Here is a 23,451-nt window from a genome sequence, read left to right as displayed (position 1 = left end):
CGGTCAGCGCCAGCCGAGCTCCGGAGCGACGTGCGTCAGGAGGCTCTCGATGACGTGGGCGTTGTAGTCGACGCCGAGCTGGTTGGGCACGGTGAGGAGCAGCGTGTCGGCGGCGGCGATCGCCTCGTCCTCCGCGAGGTCACGGACGAGCTGGTCGGGCTCACCGGCGTACGTCTTGCCGAAGCGGGCGGTCCCGCCGTCGATGTGTCCGACCTGGTCCTGGCTCGCCGACTCGCGGCCGAAGTACGCGCGGTCCCGGTCGTCGACGATGGGGAAGACGCTGCGGCTCACGGAGACTCGCGGCTCCCGCTCGTGCCCCGCTGCCGTCCACGCGTCGCGGAAACGCTGGATCTGCTCGGCCTGCAGCTGGTGGAAGGGCACGCCGGTGTCCTCGGTGAGCAGCGTCGAGCTCATGAGGTTCATCCCCTGCTCGGCCGTCCACTCGGCGGTGGCCCGGCTGCCGGCGCCCCACCAGATGCGGTCGCGCAGCCCCGGCGCGTGCGGCTCGATGCGGAGCAGCCCCGGCGGGTTGGGGAACATCGGGCGCGGGTTCGGCTCGGCGAAGCCCCGGCCGGACAGGACGTCGAGGAAGACCTCGGTGTGCTGGCGGGCCATCGCGGCGTGGTCGCCGTCGGTGGGCTCGTAGCCGAAGTAGCGGAAGCCGTCGACGACCTGCTCGGGTGACCCACGGCTGATGCCGAGCTGGAGCCGCCCTCCGGAGATGAGGTCGGCGGACCCTGCGTCCTCGGCCATGTAGAGCGGGTTCTCGTAGCGCATGTCGATGACGCCGGTCCCGATCTCGATCCGGCTCGTGCGCGCCCCGACCGCGGCGAGCAGCGGGAACGGCGACGCGAGCTGGCGTGCGAAGTGGTGGATCCGGAAGTAGGCGCCGTCCGCGCCGAGCTCCTCGGCGGCCACCGCGAGGTCGATGGACTGGAGCAGGGCGTCCGACGCCGACTGCGTGCCCGAGTGCGGCGACGGGTTCCAGTGCCCGAACGAGAGGAATCCGATGTTCTTCACGTGCGGTCAACAACGGCGGCGCCCGTGCTCTTCCCACCGCCGCACGCCCGCCGGCGCCGGGTGACCGACAATCCGGATCGCCCTCTCGCGCCGAACCACGAGTCATGACGCGCCTACGATTTGCCCTCAGCGGGATCCTCGCCGCGGTTGCCGGGATCGCTGCCGGCCACCTCGTCGCGGGCTTCCTCGCTCCCGCATCCTCGCCGGTGCTCGCCATCGGGTCGACCGTGATCGACCTGACCCCCACGCCCGTCAAGGAATGGGCGATCGCGACCTTCGGCACGAACGACAAGCTGATCCTCCAGGGGTCGGTGCTCGTCGTGACGCTCGTCCTCGCCGCTGTGGCCGGCCTGCTCGCCCGCCGCCGGATGCCCGTCGCCGTCGGCTTCATCGTGCTGCTCACCGGCCTCGCCGGCGCCGCCGCGCTGCTGCGGCCCGCGGCCCGCCCGCTCGACGCGCTGCCCGCCGTTGCCGCGATGGCGGCCGGTGTCGCCACGCTCGTCTGGCTCGCCCGTCTCGCCCGGACCGCCTCGGGCGACGTCGTCCGGGAGACCACCGGCCCCCGGGACGCGGTCATGACGAACGCCACCGGGCCCGACAGCTCGACGGCCGGCTCGAAGGCCGGACGCCGAGGCTTCCTCTTCGGCGCACTCGGCGTCACGGCCCTCGCCGCGCTCGCCGCCGTCGGCGGCCAGCTGCGCGCCGGCGCCCAGTCGGTCAAGAAGGTCGTCCTGCCCGCCGCCGCCGACAAGGCCAAGGCGCTGCCGAAGGGGCTCGAGACGACCGTCTCCGGCATCTCACCACTGCGCACCCCGACCGACAAGTTCTACCGCGTCGACACCAACCTCGTCGTGCCCCAGGTCGACGTCGACACGTGGACGCTCGAGGTCGACGGCATGGTCGAGAAGCCCTTCACGATGACCTTCGCCGAGCTCGCCGCCATGCCGCTCATCGAGCGCGACATCACCATGACGTGCGTCTCCAACGAGGTCGGCGGCGGCTACATCGGCTCCGCCCGCTGGCTCGGCGTCAAGCTGACCGACGTCCTCGACCGGGCCGGCATCACCGGCAGCCCCGACCAGGTGCTGAGCACCGCCGTCGACGGCTTCACCATCAGCACCCCGCTGGCCGTCGTCCGCGACGGACGCGACGCGATGATCGCCATCGGCATGAACGGCGCCCAGCTCAGCGACACCCACGGCTTTCCCGCGCGCCTCATCACGCCCGGCCTCTACGGCTTCGTCGGCGCGACGAAGTGGCTGACCAAGCTCACCCTGACGACGTATGCCGCCGACCAGTCCTACTGGACGAAGCGGCAGTGGGCGACGGACGCCCCGATCAAGACGAGCGCGCGCATCGACACGCCCGCGCCCCTGTCGACGATCAAGGCCGGCACGACCGCCATCGCCGGCGTCGCCTGGGCCCAGCACCGCGGCGTCGGCACGGTCGAGGTCAAGATCGACGACGGCCAGTGGCAGAAGACCAAGCTCGGCCCCGACGTCGGCATCGACTACTGGCGCCAGTGGTACCTCCCGTGGGACGCCAAGCCCGGACTGCACCGCATCGCGGTGCGCGCGACCGACCTCGAGGGGCAGGCGCAGATCACCGAACGCGCCACGCCGTTCCCCAGCGGGTCGAGCGGCATCCAGGAGGTGGTGGTGACCGTCGCGTGAACGCATACGGCCAAGAACCCGCGAAAAATCTTCTCCGACAAGCAATCCGGAGCCACAGCGGCACCGAATCCCAGATGACCGTGCACCACACAGCCACAAGGAGTGACTGACATGAAGAGCATGAAGACCCGTACCGGCCTCGTCGCCCTCGCCATCGCCCTGCCCCTGAGCCTCGCGGCCTGCGGCAGCTCCAGCGACAACACCGCCGCCGCCGGTGGCAGCACGCCCGCCGCGACGTCCTCGGACGCCATGACGAGCACGCCGTCCGACACGATGACCTCGTCCGAGTCGATGGACGCCGCTGCGGCCGTCTTCGGTGAGGGCTGTGCCGCGGTGCCGAAGGACGGCGCCGGCTCGTTCAACGGCATGGCCACCGCGCCGGTCGCGACCGCCGCGAGCGCCAACCCGCTCCTGTCGACGCTCGTCACCGCCGTCAAGACCGCCGGCCTCGTCGACACCCTCAACTCGGCTCCCGAGATCACCGTCTTCGCGCCCGTCAACGACGCGTTCGCCAAGATCCCGGCCGCCGACCTCAAGAAGGTCCTCGCCGACAAGCCGACCCTCACCAAGATCCTCACGAACCACGTCGTGGCCGGCAAGCTCTCGCCGGACCAGCTCGCGGGCGACCACAAGACGCTCGCCGGCACCACGATCACGGTCAAGGGCTCTGGCGAGAACTTCACCGTCGGCAAGGCCGACGCCAAGGTCATCTGCGGCAACGTCCCGACCGCCAACGCCACGGTGTACATCATCGACGGCGTCCTGATGCCCTGATCGTCACCTGACCAGGCTGACGCAGACCACGACGACGGGCGACACAATGGACCCCATGTCACGGTTCTCGGTGGTTCCCTCCGGCGATGAGTCGCCGGGGGGACCCGCCCGCCCAGTCACCCTGGAGCAGCTGCTCCGCCGAGCAGCGACGGGAGACGAGACGGCCTTCGCAGAGCTCTACGACGCCGTCTCTTCCCGGCTCTTCGGTCTCGTCCGCCGGGTCGTGCGCGACCCGGCCCAGTCAGAGGAAGTCACCCAGGAGGTCTTCCTCGAGATCTGGCGGCACAGCGCACGGTTCGACCCGAGCAAGGGTGCAGCTCTCTCGTGGATGCTCACCATCGCTCACCGCAAGGCCGTCGACCGGGTCCGGTCGGCGGAGGCAGCCCGTCACCGCGACGAGGGATACGGCGCCAGCAACCAGGACGTCACCCACGACTCCACAGCGGAGGCCGTCGTCGAACGGCTCGATGCGGAGCGGGTTCATCGGGCGCTAGAGACGCTCACACCGGTCCAGCGGCAGGCCCTCGAGCTGGCCTACCTCTCGGGATACACCCATACGGAGGTGGCCACCATGCTCGACCTGCCACTCGGGACCGCCAAGACACGCATCCGTGATGGACTGATCAGACTACGAGACACGTTGGGGGTGACACTGTGAGCGAAGACATCCACGCACTCTCGGGTGCCTACGCCGTGGACGCCCTCGACGACGTCGAGCGAGCGCGCTTCGAGCGCCACCTCGCCGGCTGCACCGCCTGCCAGGCCGAGGTCGAGAGCCTCGTCGCCGCGGCGTCGGAGCTGTCGGTGCTGACCGAGGCCGCTCCGCCGGCCTCGCTCCGGGCCAAGGTGCTCGCCGAGATCGCGACCGTCCGCCCACTGCCGCCCCTCACGGCACCGCAGCACGAGTCCGTCGACGAGGACGTCACGTCGTCCACGCCCCCGGAGCCCGTGCAGGCTCCGGCCGCCACCGGAGCCCCGGCCACCCAGGTCGAGCACGCCGACGACCTCACCGAGCGTCGCCGGTCCCGCTCCACCCGGGGGCTCGCCCGCGGCTGGCGGGTCGTCGTCGCTGCCGCCACGGTGGCCGTGCTCGCCATCGGCGGGTTCACGGTCTGGAAGCAGATCGACAAGGATCCGTCCCGGGCCATCGCCGACCAGGTGCTCGCGGCCCCCGACGCCACGCGCTACGGGCAGCGGCTCGCCGGCGGCGCGACGGCCACGGTCGTCCGCTCCAACTCGCTCCACAAGGCCGTCATCGTCACGTCCGGCATGTCGCAGCCGCCCTCGGGCAAGGTCTTCCAGCTGTGGCTCCAGGACGCGACGGGTCACATGACCTCGGCGGGCCTGATGCCCGGCGGCGGCGACCAGGTGGTCGTGCTGAGCGGCGACGCCAGCCACTCGAAGGGCGCCGGCATCACGGTCGAGCCCGACGGCGGGTCCGACCAGCCGACCTCCGACCCCGTCGCGTTCATCGCCTTCGCCTGAGACAACCGGTCGCCCGGACGTCGGGCGGTCACGAGCTCGCTCCCGGCTTCCCCAGCTGGAGCTCGTGACCGCCCGACTTCCGCGCTCCGGCGGGAATCGCTCCGACCACTCCCGGATCGGTCACCCCTGGTACGGCGGCGCGACGCCCCAGCCCCACCGTGGAGTGGGAGCGCGTTCGACCGGTTCGGCGCCGGGCTGGGAGTTCTCCATGGCGAGCCGGGTGCCCCACTCGAGGTAGCCGATGATCGCGGCCCGGAACTCCGCGTCGGCGGGCAGCTCGGCGTCGTCGGCCGCCAGACTCATCGTGGCTGCGAACCGGTGCCGTTGCGCTGGCGTGATGGCCAGCCCGAGGTGGTGGCGGAGCATCGACTCGTACCCCCCGTGCCGCTCCGTGTAGGTCGCAGGACCGCCGAGCACCTCGGCCCACCAGTCCGCGACATGCGCTCGATGATGCTCCGACACCCCGCCCGGGAAGAACCCCGACAAGGCTTCGTCGAGCTCGACCCGGTCGTAGAAGCAGTCGATCATCCGGCGCAGCGGCGCGAGACCGCCCGCCCACTCGTACAGCGTCGGCAACTCCGGTTCGTGGACTCCACCCATGACGCCAGTGCACCCCACCCGGCGGCCTGCCGCACCCGGATTGATGATCGTGAGCCGTCGGTTGCCGCGATGTCGGGACGTCGGTCGACGTGAGCAGCCCGCTCCGTCGGCGACTCCGGGCCGGTCGTCCCGGTACGTTCTCCTGCCATGGACCGGATCGAGGTGGCGGGCTTCCCCACGGGCGCCGTATGCGTGGCCCTCCTCGTGCGCGGACGATGACCGGGCGTCACGGGCACGGGCTCGTCATCGGGAAGTTCTACCCCTTCCACGCCGGCCACCAGGCGCTCGTGCGGGCGGCGACGAGCTCGTGCGACCGCGTCACCGTCGAGGTCATGGCGCACACCGTCGAGTCGATCCCCGTCGAGGTCCGCGTGGGCTGGGTGCAGGCCGAGCACCCGACGGCGCGCGTCGTCGCGGCCCCGGACGACCACGACGTCGACTTCGACTCGCCGGAGGTCTGGGACCTGCACATGGACGTCATCGAGTCCCACCTCGACGCTCCCGTGGACGCGGTCTTCACGAGCGACGCGTACGGCGAGGAGATGGCCCGCCGGCTCGGCGCGACATGGGTGCAGGTCGACCCGGGACGGGCCTCGACCCCGATCTCGGGGACCGCGGTGCGTGCCGACGTCGCCGGCTCCTGGTGGGCGCTGCCGTCGCCGGTCCGGGCGTGGTTCGCTAAGCGCGTCGTCGTCGTGGGCGCCGAGTCGACAGGCACGACGACGCTGGCCGACGCCCTGGGCGCGCACTACGGCACGACGGTCGTCCCCGAGTTCTGGGGTGAGTGGACCGACCGGCGAGCCTGCGGGCTGACCGGGCCGTGGCACACCGCCGAGTTCGAGCTCGTGGCCCGCGAGCAGGCCGCCCTCGAGGACGCGGGGGCCGCCGCCGCACCGCGACCACTGCTCGTCTGCGACACCGACGCCTTCGCGACGACGCTCCTGCACGAGCGCCACGTCGGCACCCCGTCGCCCAGCGTGCGGGCCCTCGCCGACGCCCGTCCGACTCCGGCCCTCTACCTCCTGACCGGCGACGAGATCCCCTTCGTCCCGGACGGCATTCGCGACGGCGAGCACGGGCGCGCGTGGATGCAGGGTCGGTTCCGCGAGGAGCTCACGGCCCGCGGCGTGCCGTGGGTCGAGGTGCGAGGCACGCGCGACGAGCGACTGGCCGCGGCCACCGCCGCCGTCGACGAGGTCGTCGCCGAGGGCTGGGACCTCGCCGACCCGGTGGGCTGACGGGTGGGTCGCGACCCGGCTGGCGCATCCGCCTGGATGACCACGTCAGGGGAGCAGGCACACACGGGGCTCGGCCACGTCTCGAGCCAGCACGTCGTCGTCGAGCCGGTGCCCGATGCGGCCGCCTTCGGTCCGGGCAAGCCGTTGCGGTTCGCGACGGCCACCTGAGGCGACTCGTCCACCCGAGGTCGCGGACGGCATACGCCATCGGTCGACGCGCGTCAGTGCGGTGGGCCGGCCGCGTCGGCCCAGATGTCGAGCGGGACCGAGCGGACGCTGCGGCCGTCGAGGTCGAGCTCACGACCCATCCGTTTGACTGAACGGAGCACCATCGACCGGTCGTGGATCGTCATCTGCGGCACCTCGGCCGCGAGCCGGGCCTCGACGTGCGACAGCTCGGTCAGCGAGTGGGTCGTCAGGGCGATCATGAGGTTGGGGCGGCCACCGGAGATCCGCCAGCACACGCGGATGCCCGGCAGCCGGCGCAGCGTCGTGGCCACCGCGTCGATGTCGCCGGCGTCGGCGTAGGCCCAGAGCCAGCTGATGACCGGCCACCCCGAGTCCGGCAGCGCCATGTCGCACCGAAGGACGACGCGTCCGTTGCCGACGAGGTCGGCGAGCCGGCGCCGGACCGTGCTCTCGCTGAGCCCCGCCCGCGCTGCCATGGTGGCCACCGGCATCCTCCCGTCCTCGCCGAGCAGCAGGATCAGCTGACGGTCGACGGCGTCGTAGCCCCGGGCGAGGTCGGTCTGCTCGGACGTCAGGCCGTCGAGACGCGGCTGCGGCGCCCGCATCATGACGGCGCGCTGCGAGGCGTCGAGCACGTGCAGCTGCCAGTGGTCGCCCATCGAGTAGACCTTCGTCACCGCATGGCTGCTCGTCGCGACGACGCCCGGGATCGTGCCGACCGACTCGAGGAGGAAGCGGGAGAGGAACGCGAGGTCGCGCACCTCGACGAGGATCGTCAGGGAGCGGGGCCCGCTCGTGTGCTCGACGCTGAGCACGTGGGGCAGCTCGGTGACCTGCCGCGCAATGGCCAGTGTCTGGGCAGCGCTGCAGCTCAGCTCGACGACGGCGAGGCAGGACTCGGGGCGCCCCTGCCCGGTCGCCCGCCCGGACACCCAGGCGATGCCCGCCAACGAGAGTCGCTGCCAGCGTCGGGCCACCGTCACCGGGTCGACGTCGAGCGCCTCGCCGACGAGCGTCCACGACGCGCGAGGCTGCAGCTGGAGGCAGTTGACGATCGCCAGGTCCAGCTCGTCGGCGCGTGCGGCGGAATCCTGCGGAATCTCAGCACTCGTCGCGAGATCCTGCGCATTCCGGGCTCTTCGTGGCATGGCTGCCATTCTCGGTCACTGGTGCGGCCCGCTCAAGGCGGCCCGACGCCACACCGTCCTCAGCACGCACGACCGACACAGGAGCGACGCATGCCGCCCGAAGGCGCGACCCGCGAGATGACGCGACCGACCCAGCCGGCCGGTCTCGACTGGACCACGCGGCTCATGGAGATCGACACGACGAGCCGCGACAGCAACCTGCCGCTCATCGACCTCGTCACCGCGCACCTGCGAGAGCACGGCGTCGAGCCCGTCCTCATCACGAACGACGACGGGACCAAGGCCAACCTGCTCGCCACCATCCCGGCGGCGGACGGCACGACCACCGGGGGCGTGGTCCTGTCGGGCCACACCGACGTCGTGCCGGTCGACGGGCAGGACTGGGCCAGTGAGCCGTTCGTCCCCGAGATCCGCGACGGCCGTCTCTACGGCCGCGGCTCCTGCGACATGAAAGCCTTCATCGGTTCCGTCCTCGCCACCGTTCCGGCCCTGAGCACGACGTCGCTCCGTGAGCCGGTCCACCTCGCCCTGTCCTACGACGAGGAGGTCGGCTGCGTCGGCGCCGTCTCGCTCGTCGACGCGATCGTCGAGCGTGGGCTGCGCCCCCGGGCCTGCATCGTCGGCGAGCCGACGAGCATGCGGGTGATCCGCGGCCACAAGTCGCTGACGATGCTGCAGGTGACCTTCCACGGCGTCGCGGCCCACTCCTCGCGGACGCCCTTCGGCGTCAATGCGATCGAGTATGCCGCCCAGCTCGTCCGCTTCGTCCGTGGCGTCGCCGACGGCTTCCGCACCGACGGCCCCTTCGACGAGCACTACGACGTGCCGTTCACGACGGCGACCGTCAACCAGATCGAGGGCGGGATCGCCGTCAACACCGTCCCGGCCGAGTGCTCGCTCACCTTCGAGTTCCGCGCCGTCGGCACGGTGGACGTCGACGCGACGGTCGAGGCCTTCCGCGCCGAGGCGCGCCGCCTCGAGGCCGAGATGCGGCGCGAGCACCCCGATGCCCGCGTCGAGGTGTCGATCGGCGCCAAGGCCCCGGGCCTCGACACCCCGGACGACGAGCACGTCATCGACCTCGTGACCCGGCTCGGTGGCGAGGCCTCCACCGAGAAGGTGGCCTACGGCACCGAGGCCGGCCTCTTCCAGCGCGCCGGGATCCCGACCGTCGTCTGCGGCCCCGGAGACATCGCGCAGGCCCACGCGCCGGACGAGTTCGTCGCGATCGAGCAGATCGATCGCTGCGACACCCTCCTAGCCAACCTCCTCAGCCACCTCAGCGCCTGACGCGCCCCGACCCCCCACGCCGTCCCGAAGGAGCACCATGACCCTGACCGCCACACCGACAGACGTGACTCCCGAACGCCTGGCCGAAGCCCGCAAGGCGGTGCTGAGCAGCTCCATCGGGGCCGCGCTCGAGTGGTTCGACATCATCGTCTACGCGTCGTTCGCCATCGTCATCGCCGAGAACTTCTTCCCCGAGGGCGACCAGACGCTGGGCCTGATCCTCACGTTCGCGACGTTCGCCATCTCCTACCTCGTCCGACCGCTCGGCGGGATGCTCATCGGTGGCTACGGCGACCGGCACGGGCGCAAGAAGGCGCTGACCCTCACCCTCCTGCTCATGATGGTCGGCACGGTCCTCATGGCGGCCGCGCCCACCCACGCCATGGTGGGGGCGTGGGCCGGGGTCATCATCCTCGTCTCACGGCTCGTCCAGGGCTTCTCGGCGGGCGGCGAGTTCGGCTCGGCGACGACGTTCCTCGTCGAGACCGCGCCGCACCGCAAGGCCTACTACGCCTCCTGGCAGGTGGCGAGCCAGGGCATCTCGATGTTCCTCGCGTCGGCGTTCGGCTACGTGCTGTTCACCCAGCTGTCCAAGGAGGACCTCTACTCCTGGGGCTGGCGCATCCCGTTCGTCATCGGGTGCCTCATCGGTCCGGTCGGCCTCTATGTCCGGGCTCGCCTCACGGAGCCCAAGGAGTTCACCGAGAGCACCCCGAACGAGGCACCGATCCGCGCCACGTTCACCGAGCACCTGGGACGGGTGGTCACCGGCTCGGCCTGCGTCGGCGTCGCCACCATCTCCGTCTACCTCATCCTCTTCATGCCGACGTATGCCGTGAAGAACCTCGGCGTCCCCGCGAGCGCCGCGTACCTCGGCGGCGTGGTCGCGGGCGTGGTGACGATGGTCGGGGTCCCGCTCGTCGGTCGGCTGGCCGACCGCGTCGGCCCGGCCCGGGTCATGGTGTGGGCCGCCGTGGGCGCGCTCGTGCTCGCGTGGCCGCTCTTCGCGATCGTCATCACCTCGCCGACCGTCCCGGTCCTCGTCGTGTCGATCGGGCTCCTCGGCGTCATCATGGCCTTCTACTTCGGCCCTCTGCCGGCCCTGCTGACCACGCTCTTCCCGAGCGACGTGCGGGCCACCGGCGTCTCCGTCGCCTACAACGTCGGCGTCACGGTCATGGGCGGCATCGCCCCGCTGGTGCTGACCTGGCTCATCGGCCTCACCGGCTCGCTCAACGCCCCGAGCGTCTACTACATGGTGGTCGCCGTGATCTCGCTCGTCGGCCTGACGGTGGCCCGCCGACGCTACGGCGCCGCCTGAGTGCCCGCCGTCCGCGGCGTCGGCGTGCTCGCCCGACGTCGCGGACGGCATACGCCCCCGGTCCGGCGGGTGTCAGACGGAGGCCGGCCAGCGACGGGCGCGCCACTCCGCCCAGGAGGCGAAGCCCGCCGGTGGGTCGTCGACGGGTTCGCTGCCGTCGAGCTCACCGGGCGTCGGGACCTCGATGCTCGCGTCCTTCGTCAGTCGGAGGGCCCGCTGCTCGACCTCGAGGCGCCGGGCGGCGGTGGTCTTGCCGGTGCCGGGCAGTCCCACGATCAGGAACAGGGTCGGGGGGGCTCATCGATCACCTTCCGTGCGAGCGTTTCGCCCCATCATCGTCGACCTCTCGCCGGGGTCGGCCCTGTCCGGTCCGTCGCCGACGACGTCGACGACGTCTCTCCCTCCGCGAGCAGCGACCCATGGCTAGTGTCGACATCGGAGCACCGGCAGGGTCGAAGGAGGCCGCGATGAGATTCATGCTGATGATGCACGTGGGGCACGACGACGGTCGCGAGGTGCTGGAGTGGAGCCAGACAGACATCGCGAACATGATCGAGTTCCAGCGGTCGTTCGACCGGGAGCTCGAGGAGAACGGCGAGATGGTCTTCAACGCCGGGCTCGCGTGGCCCGACCAGGCACGGATCGTGCGCCACGCCGACGGGGCGCCCGCCGTCAGCGACGGGCCGTTCCCCGAGGGTCGGGAGTTCCTCATCGGCTTCTGGGTCGTCGAGTGCGACAGCGAGGAACGGGCGTATGCCATCGCGGCGAAGGCGTCGTCGTCACCCGGGCCGGGTGGGGCGCCGACCGGCGTCCCGATCGAGGTGCGTCCGCTCGCCGGGCCTCCGCCCGTCGACGCCTGACCGACGGGCGGACCACGGACGACACGTGGACGTCCTTCCCGCACTGACGCTCGGGCAGTCCACCGTGCCTTCCGGGCGCTGACGATCCCGCCGGGGCGCCGGGTCGCGAGGTACGTTGTCGCCATGAGCGACACCCCCGTGTCAGGCGGGTCCACCGGGCCGACGGGCCCGGACGAGCAGTTCACCGTCCCCGTGCCCAACCTGCCGCGCGGTCCGGGCGCCGGCGCGGCCGGACCCACGACACCTGCGGCCGCGGCGCCGACGCAGGCCATCCCCGTCTTCGAGCCGACGCGTGAGCTGCCGACGGCCGACCCGTCGTGGCCCTCCCCACAGCCGCCTGCTCCCCCCGTGCCGCCGAATCCGTATGCCGGACAGCCGGTTTGGCCGGCCACCTCAGCTCCCAGCCAGGTCACCGACGAGACCGTCGACCCGCTGCTCGGGCAGATCGGTGTGGCGCTCTTCTGGATCACGGTCGGCTGGTGGCTCTTCGTCGTGATCCGCGTCCTCGGCTTCCTGACCCGTCACGGCGTCACCGACACGATCCTCATCCGGACCATCGACCTCGGCGCCGAGGAGACGGTCGTCGCAGCCGTCCTGTCGGTCCTCGCGGCGCTGCTGCTCCTCCTCGGTCGCGGGCGATCCGGCCGATCGCCCCTCGGCTGGGCCTCCCTCGCTCTCGCCGTCGTCACGGTCGGCGTCGCCGTCTGGCGCCTCCTTCCGTGACCGGGATCGCCTGAGCGCGAACGGGATCCGATGCTCACCCCTACAGCGGCCCGAGAGGTCGCAGACGCCTACGGTCTCGACGGGACCGCGAGCCTGACCGGCCCGGTCGCGCGCGGCCAGCTCGGCCAGGTGTGGCGGCTCGACACCGGTCACGGCAGCCACGCCGTCAAGGAGTGGTTCGCCACGCCCGACCTGGACGCAGCCTCGAGGGACGCCGACCTTGTCGCGGCGGCCCGAGAGCAGGGCGTCGTCACGCCGCGGATCCTGCGCACGAGCAGCGGCGACGTGGCCACGACCGTCGACACCACGGACGGCGAGACGGCCGTCCGGGTCTTCGAGTGGGTCGACCTGCAGCCACGGACCCGCCGACTCGACCCGGTCGCGGTCGGGCGCACGCTCGCGGGACTGCACCGGGCGGGCGCGCCGTCGGACGAGGCCGTCGACAACTGGTTCGCGACGGGCTTCGGCGAGCAGCGGTGGCGCGAGCTGCACCAGCGGGTCCTCGAGGAGGGTGCACCGTTCGCCGGGCAGCTCGGCGCGCTCGTCGACGAGCTCGTCGCCGTCGAGTCGGTCGTCGAGCCGCACGAGTCGCCCATCGTCTGCCACCGCGACCTCTGGGCCGACAACGTGCTCGCCACGTCCGGCGGTGACGTCTGCGTCATCGACTTCGAGAACCTCGGCCCGGCCGACCCGAGCCAGGAGCTCGCCATGGTGCTCTTCGAGTTCGGCGACGACGACCCGGCCCGCGCGCGGCGGCTGCACACGGCATACCGCGAGGCCGGCGGACCGGGGCGGGTCACCCGCCGCGGGCACTTCACGATGCTCGTCGCCGAGCAGGCCCACATCGGCCAGCTCGCCTGCTCGCGCTGGGTCGGTGCGAGCAGCGAGCCGGAACGCGAGCGCCTCGCCGCCTGGTTCCTCGAGATCCCCGACGACCCGGTGACGCTGCCGCGCATCGACCGGGTGCTCGCCGCCGTCACCTGACGTCGGAGAGCACCGCTGCGCGGCTGGGCTCAGGCCCGGACGACCCGCAGGGTCCGCACCTCGAAGGCACCGAGCTCCACCTGCACCGCGCCATCGACGACCGGGACCTCGCCGTCGTCCAGCGGCTCCTCGAGGAGCGTCGCCGTCGTCACCGAGCCGACCGGGAGGTCGAGCCGCAGCGTGCCGCGGGCCCGTCCACCGAGCGACTCGTAGACCCGGACGACGAGGTCGCCCGAGCGGTCGGCGGCCTCCTTGACGCTCGACACCACGATGCCCTCACCCGTCACGCTCACGAGCGGCGCGACGCCGCGAGCGCCTGCCAGGCGCCTGGGTGGCGTCCCCATGAGCGCGCCCTCGCGTGTCGCGACCTCGGCGTCGGCCCCGATGACGAGCCCGTAACGGTGCGTCTGGACGCCCTGGTCGGTCTCGGGGTCGGGGAAGCGCGGGGCCCGCAGCAGCGACAGGCGCAGCGTCGTGACGACGCCGTCGCCGACGACGTCGCGGGTCACGTCGTGGCCGTAGGTCGAGTCGTTGACGAGCGCGACCCCGAAGCCGCGCTCCTCGGCGAGCACGAAGCGGTGCATCGACGTCTCGAACTTCGCCGCCTCCCAGCTCGTGTTCGTGTGCGTGACCCGGCGGTGGAAGCCGAACTGCGTCTCGGCGGCGACGTGCTCGGCGCGCACGTCGAGCGGGAAGGCGACCTTGAGGAACTTCTCCGTCTCGTTCCAGTCGGTCTCCTGGTCGATCTCGAGGAGCCGCGCTCCCAGTGCGAGCGAGAGCTCCTGTCGCACGGTGGAGTCGGCCGAGATGCGCCGCCCGACGACGACCCGGGCGACCCCCTCCTCGTCGACCGACGCCGACAGTGCGCTCACGTCGCGCAGGTCGGTGACCCGGTTGCGGTAGTAGCGGTCGACGTCCCACGCGTCCCAGCGGTTCGGGACGTCCTCGTGCAGCTGGAGGAGGTTGCCCTCGCGCCCCGGTGCGATGGCGTCGCGTGCCGTCGCGAGGTCGACGGCCGAGGTGACCAGTCCCTCGGCCGACACCGTCACCGCGACGACGCCGTTGTCGAGGACCCAGCCGCCGTCGCGCTCGCTCAGCGACACGGCATACGCCCCAGGCTCGTCGGTCCGCGACTCCCGCTCGACGACGCCGCCGGCCGGCACCCCGGCACGCTCGAAGGGCGCGGCGTTGGCCTCGAGGCCCGTGTCGCCCTCACCGACGAGCGCCGCGAGGGAGCGCGCGACGATCGCCTCGGCCGCCTCGGTGACCCGGGCGTACTGCTCGACCGCCTCGCGGTGCACCCACGCGATCGACGTCCCGGGCAGGATGTCGTGGAACTGCTGGAGCAGCACCTGCTCCCACAGGGCGTCGAGCTCGTCGTGGGGGTATGCCGTCCCCGTCCGCACGGCGGCCGTGGCCGCCCACAGCTCCGTCTCGACGAGCAGGTGCTCGGTGCGACGGTTGCCGTGCTTCGTGCGGTGCTGCGAGGTCAGCGTCGCCCGGTGCAGCTCGAGGTAGAGCTCCCCGACCCAGACGGGCGCCTGCGGCAGCTGCTCACGGGTGCGGTCGAAGAAGGCGTCGGGGTGCTCCCAGCGCACCCTCGGGCTGCCCTCGAGATCGGCGAGGCGGCTCGCCCGGCCCGTCATCTCGCGGGTCGTGCCGCCGCCGCCGTCGCCCCAGCCGACGGGCGCGATCGAGCCGGTGGCGACACGGCTCTCGCGGAACTGGCGCGAGGCCAGGGCGACCTCCGCGCCGGACAGCTGCGCGTTGTAGGTGTCCATCGGCGGGAAGTGGCTGAGGACGCGGGAGCCGTCGATGCCCTCCCAGAGGAAGGTGTGGTGCGGGAACGTGTTGACCTGGTTCCACGAGATCTTCTGCGTGAAGAACCACTCGAAGCCGGCCCGGCGCATCAGCTGTGGCAGGGCGGGCGAGTAGCCGAAGCTGTCGGGCAGCCAGACGCCGCGGCAGCGGATGCCGAGCTCGGTCTCGAAGAAGCGCTGGCCGTGGAGGAACTGGCGCACGAGAGACTCGCCGGACGGCATGACGGTGTCGCTCTCGACCCACATGCCGCCGAGCGGCAGGAAGCGGCCGGCGTCGACGGCTGCCTTGACCCTCTCCCAGACCTCGGGCCGGTGCTCCTTGATCCACGCGTACTGCTGGGCGCTCGACATGCCATAGACGAAGTCGTCGGTCTCGTCGATGAGCGTCGTCATCGACGCGGTCGTCCGGGCCACCTTGCGGATCGTCTCGCGCACGGGCCACAGCCAGGCGCTGTCGATGTGGGCGTGGCCGACGGCGGAGATCTCGTGCGCGCTCTCCTCGGCGGGGCGGGCGAGCACGTCGACGAGGGCGGCGCGCGCATCGGCGGCCGTCGCGGCGACGTGCTGGAGGTCGAGGCGGTCCATGGCGTCGTCGAGCGCCTGGAGCACCTGCATGCGCCGCGGTCCGGGCGGCAGCTCGGCCTGCAGCTCGAGGAGCACCTGGACGTCGAGCGCGAGCTCGAAGACGTCGCGCTCGAAGACCGCGAGGTCGAGGCGTCCGGTCGTGTACAGGCGCGTCGACGAGCTCGTGACGATGTCGCCCTCGCGCGTCGGCACGAAGGGGTTGCCCGCGACGAGGATCGGGTTCGAGGCGGCCTCGACGTAGAGCTCGACGGCCTGCCCGGCCTCCGCCTCCCCGGCGACGAGGACCCACTGGTTGCGCGGGTTGAGCGACTTCACCGGCGTGCCGTCGGCGCGGTAGGTGAGTCCCTCGCACTGGAAGCCCGTCATGTCGCGGTCGAAGCCGAGGTCGGCGACGACCTCGACGCGCCGCCCGGCCCAGTGCGCCGGCACCTCCCCGGTGAGCCGGAACCACGTCGTGCCCCAGGCGGCGCCCCACGGGGTCCCGACGGCATACGGCGTGTAGTCGAGGGCGAGGCCTTCGGCCGGCGACACCGGCTCGCCGGGCAGCTCGTGCCACTCGGCCGTGAGCGGCACCGCCTCGGCGTGGACGGCCGGGAGGATGCGCTCGGCGAGGACGCGCGTCACGCGCCCCACGGTCAGGGGGATGTCGTCGTGCATGGCTGCCTCTCGGGGGTGCGGGGTCGGCCGATCTCGGCATGACGGCCCGACGCGGACCGATCGCCGCACGGGCGACGACCTCCGGCATATCGTGACCGCGTGACGAACATCGGACGCCTCATGCTCGCGCAGGTCAGGTCGATCGGCTCGCGCAACGCCTGCCTGTCGCCGGGCGATGTCCCCGGCGGCCCGTGGGTCGCGCGCGGTGGGCGGACCTATCGCACCGGCGCGAGCGGCAGCACGAGCGAGGCCATCACCCGCGCACGCGCGATCCGCTCGGTCACGAGCGTGCGCGGCTACCAGGAGGTGGGCCGGGCCGACCTCTTCATCCAGGTCATCCCCTTCGCGTCACCGGAGGACGCCCGTGCGGCCCTCACCGAGCTGCGCGCGCTCCCGAGGACGATGCCGCAGAGCAAGGGCCTCTCCGACGTCGGCGAGCTGCGGGCGGTCGCGGCGCCCGAGGTGGCCGGCACGACGCACGTGGAGGCGGCCGAGCAGGCGTTCGTCCTCGACGGCGAGCACTCGCGCACCCTCACCGTGTGGTGCGTCGTCGGCAGCACGGTCGTCGTGGCGGCGCTCGGTGGGCGGGCCGAGGCGGTCCGGTGGCCGCAGCTCGCGGCGATCGTCGAGGCGCAGGCGGCCGCGCTCGGCTGAGCGGGTCGCGCCTGCCGAGGCGTGCGTCAGCCGCGACCGAGGATGCGGCTGAGGAAGCCGGGACCGGACGCCTTCTCGGACTCGGCGTGGCCCGGGCAGCGCTGGCCCGCGGGCACGTTGCGCATGACCTGGTCGACGTGCTGGCCGCAGCCGGCCCACGTCGTCTTGCCGCAGGTCTTGCAGGTGGCCGCTCGGCACATGGTCGATCTCCTTGGTCGATGTATACCCATGGGGGTATGCGTTCGCGACCACGATAGCCGAGAGCGGGCGCGCGTCCAAGCCCGCTCGGCGGCGGGGTGCGGCTCGGGGGCGGGGCGTGGCCCAGCAGCCGGCGTACGGCTCAGAGGTCAGCGCTGCTGCCAGTCGGGGCCGAGGCGCACGACGTCGCCCACGACGACGACTGCGGGGGACCGCACGCCACGCTCGCGGGCGAGCTCGGCGATGGTGCCGACCGTGCCGACCGTGGTGCGCTGGTCGGGCCCGAAGCCGCGCTCGACGACCGCGACGGGGCAGTCGGCCGACCGGCCGTGCCGGGCGAGCAGCTCGGTCGTGCGGGCGAGCTGGGTGACACCCATGAGCAGGACGAGCGTGTGGTCGCCGCCCGTGGGGAGCACCGGGATGTCCTCGTGGCCCGTGACGACCGTGAAGCCGCGCGCGACGCCGCGGTGGGTCACGGGTATGCCGGCCGCCGCGGGCACGCTGACCGCGCTCGTCACGCCGGGGACCACCTCGACCCGTATGCCGTGTGCCTCGCAGGCGTCGCGCTCCTCGCCGCCGCGGCCGAGGACGTAGGGGTCACCGCCCTTGAGCCGAACGACGCCGAGGCCGCGCTGGGCCTCCTCGACGAGGATGTCGTTGATGCGCGACTGCGGCACCGGGTGGTTGCCCGGGGTCTTGCCGACGTCGATGACGCGCACCGACGCAGGCAGCCGGTCGACGACGGCGCGGGGCGCGAGCCGGTCGACGACGACGACGTCGGCCGAGGCGAGCAGCTCGTGGCCGCGTGCCGTGAGGAGGCCGTCGATGCCCGGCCCGCCGCCGACGAGGGCGACCCAGCCGCGACGGCCGTGCGTGCGGGTGCGGCGCAGGTCGAGCGTGCCCGAGACGAGCGCCAGCTCGACCCCGTCGCGGACCGTCACGGCGAGACCGGGGTCGCCGGCGGCATACGCAGCCACGGTGACGCGGCCGTCGGGGGTCGTCACGTCGGCGCGGGCGGCGACGCTCGCGGTCGTGCCGGCGGCGTCCGTGGAGTCGACGCACCAGACGCGCAGGGCCTCGGCGTCCGCGGCGACCTCGCGGTCGACGGACGGCTCGCCCGTCGCCGTGTGGGCGAACCACGCGCCGTCGAGGTCGGCGGGGCCGGCGTAGTCGCGCTCGAGCCACTCGACGCGGCCGGCGTCGGCCAGGTCGCGCAGGTCCTCGCAGAGCCACGGGGCGACGACCCGCACGACGGCGCCTTCGTCGAGGAAGGCCCGGACCCGGCGCGCGGACACGGGCCCGCCACCGACGGCGACGACGAGCCGACCGGTCAGGTCGAGGACGACCGGCAGCGCCGGCTTCAGATCTCCCATTCCTCGTCACCCTCGGGCTGCGTCGGGGCGTCGGCGGCCGTGGGCAGGGTCGCGCCCACCATGCCGGCGGCGACGGTGCGTCCGTCGTGCGCGTCGATGAGCAGGAACGACCCGCCGCGACGCGAGGTCGAGTAGTTCTCGACCGGGACGGGCGCGGCGAGACGGAGGGTCACGAGGCCGATGTCGTTGAGCGACAGGGCTTCCGCCGGGACCGTGTGGAGGTCGTCGAGGTCGAGGGCCCCGTCGAGGGAGCGCACGGCGGTCTGCACCGTGCGCGAACCGTGCTTGAGCAGCAGGCGCTGGGCCGGGCGCAGCGGCGCGTCGCCGAGCCAGCAGACGACGGCCTTGATGTCCTGCGTCGGCTCCGGGGCGTCGGCGGCCGCGGCGATGACGTCGCCGCGCGAGATGTCGATCTCGTCGGTGAGCCGGAGCGTCACCGACTGCGGCGCAAAGGCCTCCTGGAGCTCACGGTCACCGAGGTCGATGCCGGCGACGGTCGTGCGGCGGCCGGAGGGGAGGGCCACCACCTCGTCACCGACGCGCACGACGCCCGAGGCCACCTGGCCGGCATACCCCCGGTAGTCGCGGTGCGCCTCGTCACGGGCCGCGCCCTGGGGGCGGATGACGAGCTGGACCGGCAGTCGGAAGGACTCGCCCCCCGGGTCGTCCGACGGCGGGAGCGCCTCGAGGAGCTCGAGGAGGCTCGGGCCGGCGTACCAGGGCGTGCGCGGCGAGCGCTCGGCGACGTTGTCGCCGTCGAGGGCGCTGACCGGGATGGCGATGGCGTCGACGACGCCGAGCTCGCGGGCCACGGCCTGCACCTCGGACTCGACGCGGTCGTAGACCTCCTGCGAGAAGTCGACGAGGTCGATCTTGTTGACGGCGACGACGACGTGCGGCACCCGGAGCAGCGCGGTCACGGCGAGGTGGCGGCGGGTCTGCTCGAGGACGCCCTTGCGCGCGTCGACGAGGAGCACCACGACGTCGGCCGTCGAGCTGCCGGTGACGGTGTTGCGCGTGTACTGCACGTGACCGGGGCAGTCGGCGAGGACGAACGAGCGGTTCGCCGTCGCGAAGTAGCGGTAGGCGACGTCGATGGTGATGCCCTGCTCGCGCTCGGCGCGGAGGCCGTCGGTGAGCAGCGCGAGGTCGGCGGCGGTCAGGCCACGGTCGCGGGAGACGCGCTCGACGGCGGCGAGCTGGTCGGAGAGCACCGACTTCGTGTCGTGGAGGAGGCGACCGACGAGGGTCGACTTGCCGTCGTCGACCGAACCGGCCGTGGCGAGCCGGAGCAGGGTGCCGCGGGCGGCACCGGCAACGGCGGCCGGGTCGAGGACCGGCGTGGTCTGGGTGGGGGCGGTCACTAGAAGTAACCCTCCTTCTTGCGGTCCTCCATGGCGGCCTCGGAGATCCGGTCGTCGGCGCGCGTGGCGCCGCGCTCGGTCAGGGTCGAGGCGGCCACCTCGACGACGATCTCGGCGTTCGTGCGCGCCGGGGACTCGACGGCCCCGGTGCACGACATGTCGCCGACGGTGCGGTAGCGCACGAGGCGCGTCTCGACGGGCTCGTCGTCGCGCGGCTGGCTCACCGGGCCGACAGCGAGCCACATGCCGTCACGCTGGAAGACCTCGCGCTCGTGGGCGTAGTAGAGCGGCGCGAGCGGGATGTGCTCGCGGTCGATGTAGCGCCAGATGTCGACCTCGGTCCAGTTGCTGATCGGGAAGACGCGCACGTGCTCGCCCGGTCGGTGCCTGGGGTTGAAGAGGTTCCACAGCTCGGGCCGCTGGTTCTTCGGGTCCCACTGGCCGAACTCGTCGCGGAGGCTGACGATGCGCTCCTTGGCGCGCGCCTTCTCCTCGTCGCGTCGCCCACCGCCGAAGACACCGTCGAAACGGTGGTCGTTGATGGCGTCGAGCAGCGGCAACGTCTGGAGCGGGTTGCGGGTGCCGTCGGCGCGCTCGCGCAGCCGGCCGTCGTCGATGTAGTCCTGCACGCTCGCGACGACGAGCCGCAGGCCGAGGCGCTCGACGGTCTCGTCGCGGTACGCGAGGACCTCGGGGAAGTTGTGGCCCGTGTCGACGTGCAGCACCGGGAAGGGGATCGGCGCCGGCCAGAAGGCCTTAGTCGCGAGGTGGAGCATGACGACGGAGTCCTTGCCGCCGCTGAAGAGCAGCGCCGGACGCTCGAGCTCGCCCGCCATCTCGCGGATGACGAGGATCGCCTCGGCCTCGAGGGTGTCGAGGTGGGTGAGGCGGCGGTCGTCAGAGTCGCCCGGGTCACCGGCAGGGGCGGCCGGGGCCGCGTCCAGAGGGGTGGTCGTCGTCATGTGTGGAGTCCGCACTCGGTCTTGGAGAAGCCGGCCCAGCGGCCGGCCCGGGGGTCCTCGCCTGGCTCGACCCGGCGGGTGCACGGCTCGCAGCCGATCGAGGGGTAGCCGTCGGAGAGGAGGGAGTTGACCTCGACCTGGTGCTCACCGGCATAGGCGAGGAGCTCGTCGAAGGTCCACGCCGCGAGCGGGTTGATCTTGACGAGGCCGTTCTTGGCGTCCCACGTCACGAGGGGGGTGTCGGCCCGGGTCGGGCCCTCCTCGCGGCGGACGCCGGTGACCCATGCCTCGTAGAGCGGCAGGGTCCGTGCGAGCGGCTCGACCTTGCGCATCTGGCAGCACAGTGCCGGGTCGCGCTCGTAGAGGCGAGCGCCGTACTTCTCGTCCTGCTCGGCGACGGTCAGCTCGGGCATGACGTTGACGAGCGTGATCGGCAGGTCCTCGGCGACGATGTCGCGGGTGACGATCGTGTCGGAGAAGTGGTAGCCGGTCTCGAGGAAGAGGACGTCGACGCCCGGCGCGAAGCGCGAGACGACGTGGGGCAGCACGGCATCGGCCATCGAGCAGGCCACCGCGAGGGTGCCGTCGAAGTGGAAGGCGGCCCAGGCCGCGACCTCGTCGGCGGTCGGCTCGTGCTCGGGGTCGGCGCCGAGCGTGGCGTTGAAGTCGTCGACGATCGCCTTGAGCTCGGCGTCGCTGCGCCGCTTGCGCGGGACCTTGGGCGTGGCCAGGGGAACTGCGGTCACAGGAGTGCTCCTTCGTCTGCTCGGCGGGTCCACGACGAGAAGCTCTCGCCGGACTCGCGCTGGTCGAGGAAGGTCCGCACGACGCGCTCGACGTAGTCGGGCAGGTCGTCGGCCGTCACCTTGAGGCCGCGGACGGTGCGTCCGAGGCCGGCCTCGTCGCGGTCGACGGAGGCGAGGCCGCCGCCGAGGTGCACCTGGAAGCCGGGCACCTGCTCACCGTCGATCGTCACGAGCTGGCCCTTGAGGCCGATGTCGGCGACCTGGATGCGGGCGCACGAGTTCGGGCAGCCGTTGACGTTGAGGCTGATCGGGGTGTCGAGCTGCTCGGTGACGTCGGCGAGACGCTGCTCGAGCGCGGCGATCGTCGTCGCCGCCGTCGCCTTGGTCTCGACGATGGCCAGCTTGCAGAACTCGATGCCGGTGCACGCCATCGTGTGTCGCCGGAAGGGACTCGGCGCGGTGCTGAGGCCGAGCTTCTCGAGGCGGGTGACGGCGCCCCGGACGAGGCGGCCCGGCACGTCGAGGATGACGAGCTTCTGGTGCGGTGTCAGGCGCAGCCGGTCGGAGCCGACGTGCTCCAAGAGGTCGGCGAGGCCGGTGAGCACGTCGCCGCTGATGCGCCCGACGGTCGGGGCAGCGCCGATGTAGCGCTTGCCGTCCTTCTGCAGGTGCACGCCGACGTGGTCGCCGGGGCCGCTGGCGGGCGCGGGCGGCGGGCCGTCGGGGAGCTCGCGCTCGAGGTACTCGTCCTGCAGCACCTGGCGGAACTTCTCGGGACCCCACTCGGCGAGGAGGAACTTGAGGCGGGCCTTGTTGCGCAGCCGGCGGTAGCCGTAGTCGCGGAAGATCCGGATGACCCCGTGCCAGACCTCGGCGGCCTCCTCGGGCCGCACGAAGACCCCGACCCGCTCGGCGAGGCGGGGGCTCGTCGAGAGGCCACCGCCGACCCAGAGGTCGTAGCCGGCGCCGAGCTCGGGGTGGATGACCCCGACGAGGGAGATGTCGTTGATCTCGTGCACGACGTCGAGGCTCGGGTGGCCGGTGATGGCCGACTTGAACTTGCGCGGCAGGTTGGCGAGCTCGGGGTCGCCGATGTAGCGGTCGAGGATCTCGTCGATTACGGGCGTCGGGTCGATGATCTCGTCCTGCGCCACCCCGGCGAGCGGGCTGCCGAGGATGACCCGCGGGGTGTCGCCGCACGCCTCGGTCGTCTGGAGACCGACGGCCTCGAGGCGCCGCCAGATCTCGGGGACGTCCTCGACGCGGATCCAGTGGTACTGGATGTTCTGCCGGTCGCTGATGTCGGCGGTGCCGCGAGCGAACTCGTGGCTGATCTCCGCGAGGACGCGCAGCTGGGCGAGGCTGATCGCGCCGCCGTCGAGGCGGACGCGGAGCATGAAGTACTCGTCGGACAGTTCGGTGTCGTCGAGCTGAGCGGTGCGGCCGCCGTCGATGCCGGGGCGGCGCTGCGTGTAGAGACCCCACCAGCGGAAGCGCCCCGAGAGGTCCTGGGGCGGGATCGACGCGAAGCCCTCGCGCGAGTAGATCTGCTCGATCCGCTCGCGGACGTTGAGCCCGCCGTCCTCCTGCTTCCAGGTCTCGTTGGCGTTGAGCGGCTCGGTGCCGTCGACCTTCCACTGCCCGTTGGAGCGGCCGGCGCGGGGCGGGCGGGTGCCGGGGCGCACCGGGGCCGTGCCGGTCGCGGAGTCGGTGACGGTCATGTAATCGAATGTATAACCAGCACTTATCTCTGCCCAAACGGGTCCAGAGTGCGGCCCTTTCCCACC

General features: G+C 72.3%; 23 protein-coding genes. 12 read left to right on the top strand and 11 right to left on the bottom strand.

Features of this window, described 5'->3' with window-relative positions:
* Positions 1-3 precede the first annotated feature (3 nt).
* A complete protein-coding gene (locus AC1DW8_RS11210; RefSeq protein WP_478094030.1) occupies positions 4-1,020 on the bottom strand; it encodes an LLM class flavin-dependent oxidoreductase in 1,017 nt (338 codons plus the stop codon).
* Positions 1,021-1,124: 104 nt separating this feature from the next.
* On the opposite strand from AC1DW8_RS11210, the gene AC1DW8_RS11205 reads away from it, so the two are divergent.
* The 4 genes from AC1DW8_RS11205 (at position 1,125) to AC1DW8_RS11190 (ending at position 4,952) form a co-directional block, all read left to right on the top strand.
* Complete coding sequence (locus AC1DW8_RS11205) at positions 1,125-2,693, top strand: molybdopterin-dependent oxidoreductase (RefSeq protein ID WP_056823632.1); 1,569 nt, start codon at positions 1,125-1,127, stop codon at positions 2,691-2,693.
* A gap of 111 nt (positions 2,694-2,804) precedes the next feature.
* On the top strand, positions 2,805-3,467 hold the full coding sequence (locus AC1DW8_RS11200; RefSeq protein WP_056780801.1) for a fasciclin domain-containing protein: 663 nt from the start codon (positions 2,805-2,807) through the stop codon (positions 3,465-3,467).
* Between the two features lie 46 nt (positions 3,468-3,513).
* Positions 3,514-4,125: an ECF RNA polymerase sigma factor SigK gene (gene sigK, locus AC1DW8_RS11195; RefSeq protein WP_156415698.1), complete on the top strand. Its 612-nt coding sequence runs from the start codon at positions 3,514-3,516 to the stop codon at positions 4,123-4,125.
* Entirely contained in the window at positions 4,122-4,952 is an 831-nt protein-coding gene (locus tag AC1DW8_RS11190) for an anti-sigma factor (protein WP_056823630.1), read from the top strand. The genes sigK and AC1DW8_RS11190 overlap by 4 nt, the downstream gene beginning before the upstream one ends.
* Before the next feature lie 120 nt (positions 4,953-5,072).
* Here AC1DW8_RS11190 and AC1DW8_RS11185 read toward each other — a convergent pair whose 3' ends face one another.
* Entirely contained in the window at positions 5,073-5,528 is a 456-nt protein-coding gene (locus tag AC1DW8_RS11185; RefSeq protein ID WP_478094027.1) for a group II truncated hemoglobin, read from the bottom strand.
* A gap of 239 nt (positions 5,529-5,767) precedes the next feature.
* Between AC1DW8_RS11185 and AC1DW8_RS11180 the strand changes: the two genes are divergently transcribed.
* Positions 5,768-6,790 (top strand): AAA family ATPase, encoded by a 1,023-nt coding sequence (locus AC1DW8_RS11180; RefSeq protein WP_478094025.1) that lies wholly within the window; start codon positions 5,768-5,770, stop codon positions 6,788-6,790.
* Positions 6,791-6,826: 36 nt separating this feature from the next.
* Positions 6,827-6,958, top strand: a complete 132-nt coding sequence (locus tag AC1DW8_RS11175) for a hypothetical protein (RefSeq protein ID WP_478094023.1) — start codon at positions 6,827-6,829, stop codon at positions 6,956-6,958.
* A gap of 53 nt (positions 6,959-7,011) precedes the next feature.
* Here AC1DW8_RS11175 and AC1DW8_RS11170 read toward each other — a convergent pair whose 3' ends face one another.
* On the bottom strand, positions 7,012-8,127 hold the full coding sequence (locus tag AC1DW8_RS11170; RefSeq protein ID WP_478094020.1) for an Lrp/AsnC family transcriptional regulator: 1,116 nt from the start codon (positions 8,125-8,127) through the stop codon (positions 7,012-7,014).
* 90 nt (positions 8,128-8,217) lie between these two features.
* On the opposite strand from AC1DW8_RS11170, the gene argE reads away from it, so the two are divergent.
* Both argE and AC1DW8_RS11160 read left to right on the top strand, forming a co-directional pair.
* A complete protein-coding gene (gene argE, locus AC1DW8_RS11165) occupies positions 8,218-9,417 on the top strand; it encodes an acetylornithine deacetylase (RefSeq protein WP_478094018.1) in 1,200 nt (399 codons plus the stop codon).
* A 37-nt stretch (positions 9,418-9,454) separates the two neighbouring features.
* Complete coding sequence (locus AC1DW8_RS11160) at positions 9,455-10,738, top strand: MFS transporter (protein WP_478094016.1); 1,284 nt, start codon at positions 9,455-9,457, stop codon at positions 10,736-10,738.
* A 72-nt stretch (positions 10,739-10,810) separates the two neighbouring features.
* Here the strand turns inward: AC1DW8_RS11160 and AC1DW8_RS11155 are convergent, their stop codons facing one another.
* Positions 10,811-11,011, bottom strand: a complete 201-nt coding sequence (locus AC1DW8_RS11155) for a hypothetical protein (RefSeq protein WP_478094014.1) — start codon at positions 11,009-11,011, stop codon at positions 10,811-10,813.
* A gap of 194 nt (positions 11,012-11,205) precedes the next feature.
* Between AC1DW8_RS11155 and AC1DW8_RS11150 the strand changes: the two genes are divergently transcribed.
* The 3 genes from AC1DW8_RS11150 (at position 11,206) to AC1DW8_RS11140 (ending at position 13,305) form a co-directional block, all read left to right on the top strand.
* Positions 11,206-11,598, top strand: coding sequence for a YciI family protein (locus AC1DW8_RS11150; RefSeq protein WP_478094012.1), 393 nt, complete (start codon positions 11,206-11,208; stop codon positions 11,596-11,598).
* Between the two features lie 123 nt (positions 11,599-11,721).
* Positions 11,722-12,321, top strand: a complete 600-nt coding sequence (locus AC1DW8_RS11145) for a hypothetical protein (protein WP_478094010.1) — start codon at positions 11,722-11,724, stop codon at positions 12,319-12,321.
* A gap of 30 nt (positions 12,322-12,351) precedes the next feature.
* Positions 12,352-13,305: a phosphotransferase enzyme family protein gene (locus AC1DW8_RS11140; RefSeq protein ID WP_478094008.1), complete on the top strand. Its 954-nt coding sequence runs from the start codon at positions 12,352-12,354 to the stop codon at positions 13,303-13,305.
* A 29-nt stretch (positions 13,306-13,334) separates the two neighbouring features.
* Here the strand turns inward: AC1DW8_RS11140 and AC1DW8_RS11135 are convergent, their stop codons facing one another.
* Positions 13,335-16,367, bottom strand: a complete 3,033-nt coding sequence (locus AC1DW8_RS11135; protein WP_478094005.1) for an alpha-mannosidase — start codon at positions 16,365-16,367, stop codon at positions 13,335-13,337.
* Positions 16,368-16,466: 99 nt separating this feature from the next.
* Here AC1DW8_RS11135 and AC1DW8_RS11130 point away from each other — a divergent pair, with 99 nt between their 5' ends.
* Positions 16,467-17,021 carry a hypothetical protein gene (locus tag AC1DW8_RS11130; protein ID WP_478094003.1) on the top strand — a complete coding sequence of 185 codons (555 nt, stop codon included), beginning with the start codon at positions 16,467-16,469 and terminating at the stop codon, positions 17,019-17,021.
* 26 nt (positions 17,022-17,047) lie between these two features.
* Here AC1DW8_RS11130 and AC1DW8_RS11125 read toward each other — a convergent pair whose 3' ends face one another.
* From AC1DW8_RS11125 to AC1DW8_RS11100, 6 genes are all read right to left on the bottom strand, one after another.
* A complete protein-coding gene (locus tag AC1DW8_RS11125) occupies positions 17,048-17,221 on the bottom strand; it encodes a hypothetical protein (RefSeq protein ID WP_156415697.1) in 174 nt (57 codons plus the stop codon).
* Between the two features lie 147 nt (positions 17,222-17,368).
* Positions 17,369-18,592 (bottom strand): uroporphyrinogen-III C-methyltransferase, encoded by a 1,224-nt coding sequence (gene cobA / locus AC1DW8_RS11120; RefSeq protein ID WP_056780769.1) that lies wholly within the window; start codon positions 18,590-18,592, stop codon positions 17,369-17,371.
* Positions 18,580-19,956, bottom strand: coding sequence for a sulfate adenylyltransferase subunit 1 (locus tag AC1DW8_RS11115; protein ID WP_478094000.1), 1,377 nt, complete (start codon positions 19,954-19,956; stop codon positions 18,580-18,582). Before AC1DW8_RS11115 ends, cobA begins: the two co-directional genes overlap by 13 nt.
* Positions 19,956-20,918 carry a sulfate adenylyltransferase subunit CysD gene (gene cysD / locus AC1DW8_RS11110; protein ID WP_082620059.1) on the bottom strand — a complete coding sequence of 321 codons (963 nt, stop codon included), beginning with the start codon at positions 20,916-20,918 and terminating at the stop codon, positions 19,956-19,958. Before cysD ends, AC1DW8_RS11115 begins: the two co-directional genes overlap by 1 nt.
* Positions 20,915-21,664: a phosphoadenylyl-sulfate reductase gene (locus tag AC1DW8_RS11105; protein ID WP_478093998.1), complete on the bottom strand. Its 750-nt coding sequence runs from the start codon at positions 21,662-21,664 to the stop codon at positions 20,915-20,917. The genes cysD and AC1DW8_RS11105 overlap by 4 nt, the downstream gene beginning before the upstream one ends.
* Positions 21,661-23,385, bottom strand: coding sequence for a nitrite/sulfite reductase (locus tag AC1DW8_RS11100; protein WP_478093996.1), 1,725 nt, complete (start codon positions 23,383-23,385; stop codon positions 21,661-21,663). Before AC1DW8_RS11100 ends, AC1DW8_RS11105 begins: the two co-directional genes overlap by 4 nt.
* Positions 23,386-23,451: the final 66 nt, after the last annotated feature.

It is taken from the genome of Terrabacter sp. P2_E3 (assembly GCF_056403915.1).
This window is presented reverse-complemented; position numbering and strand designations above follow the sequence as displayed.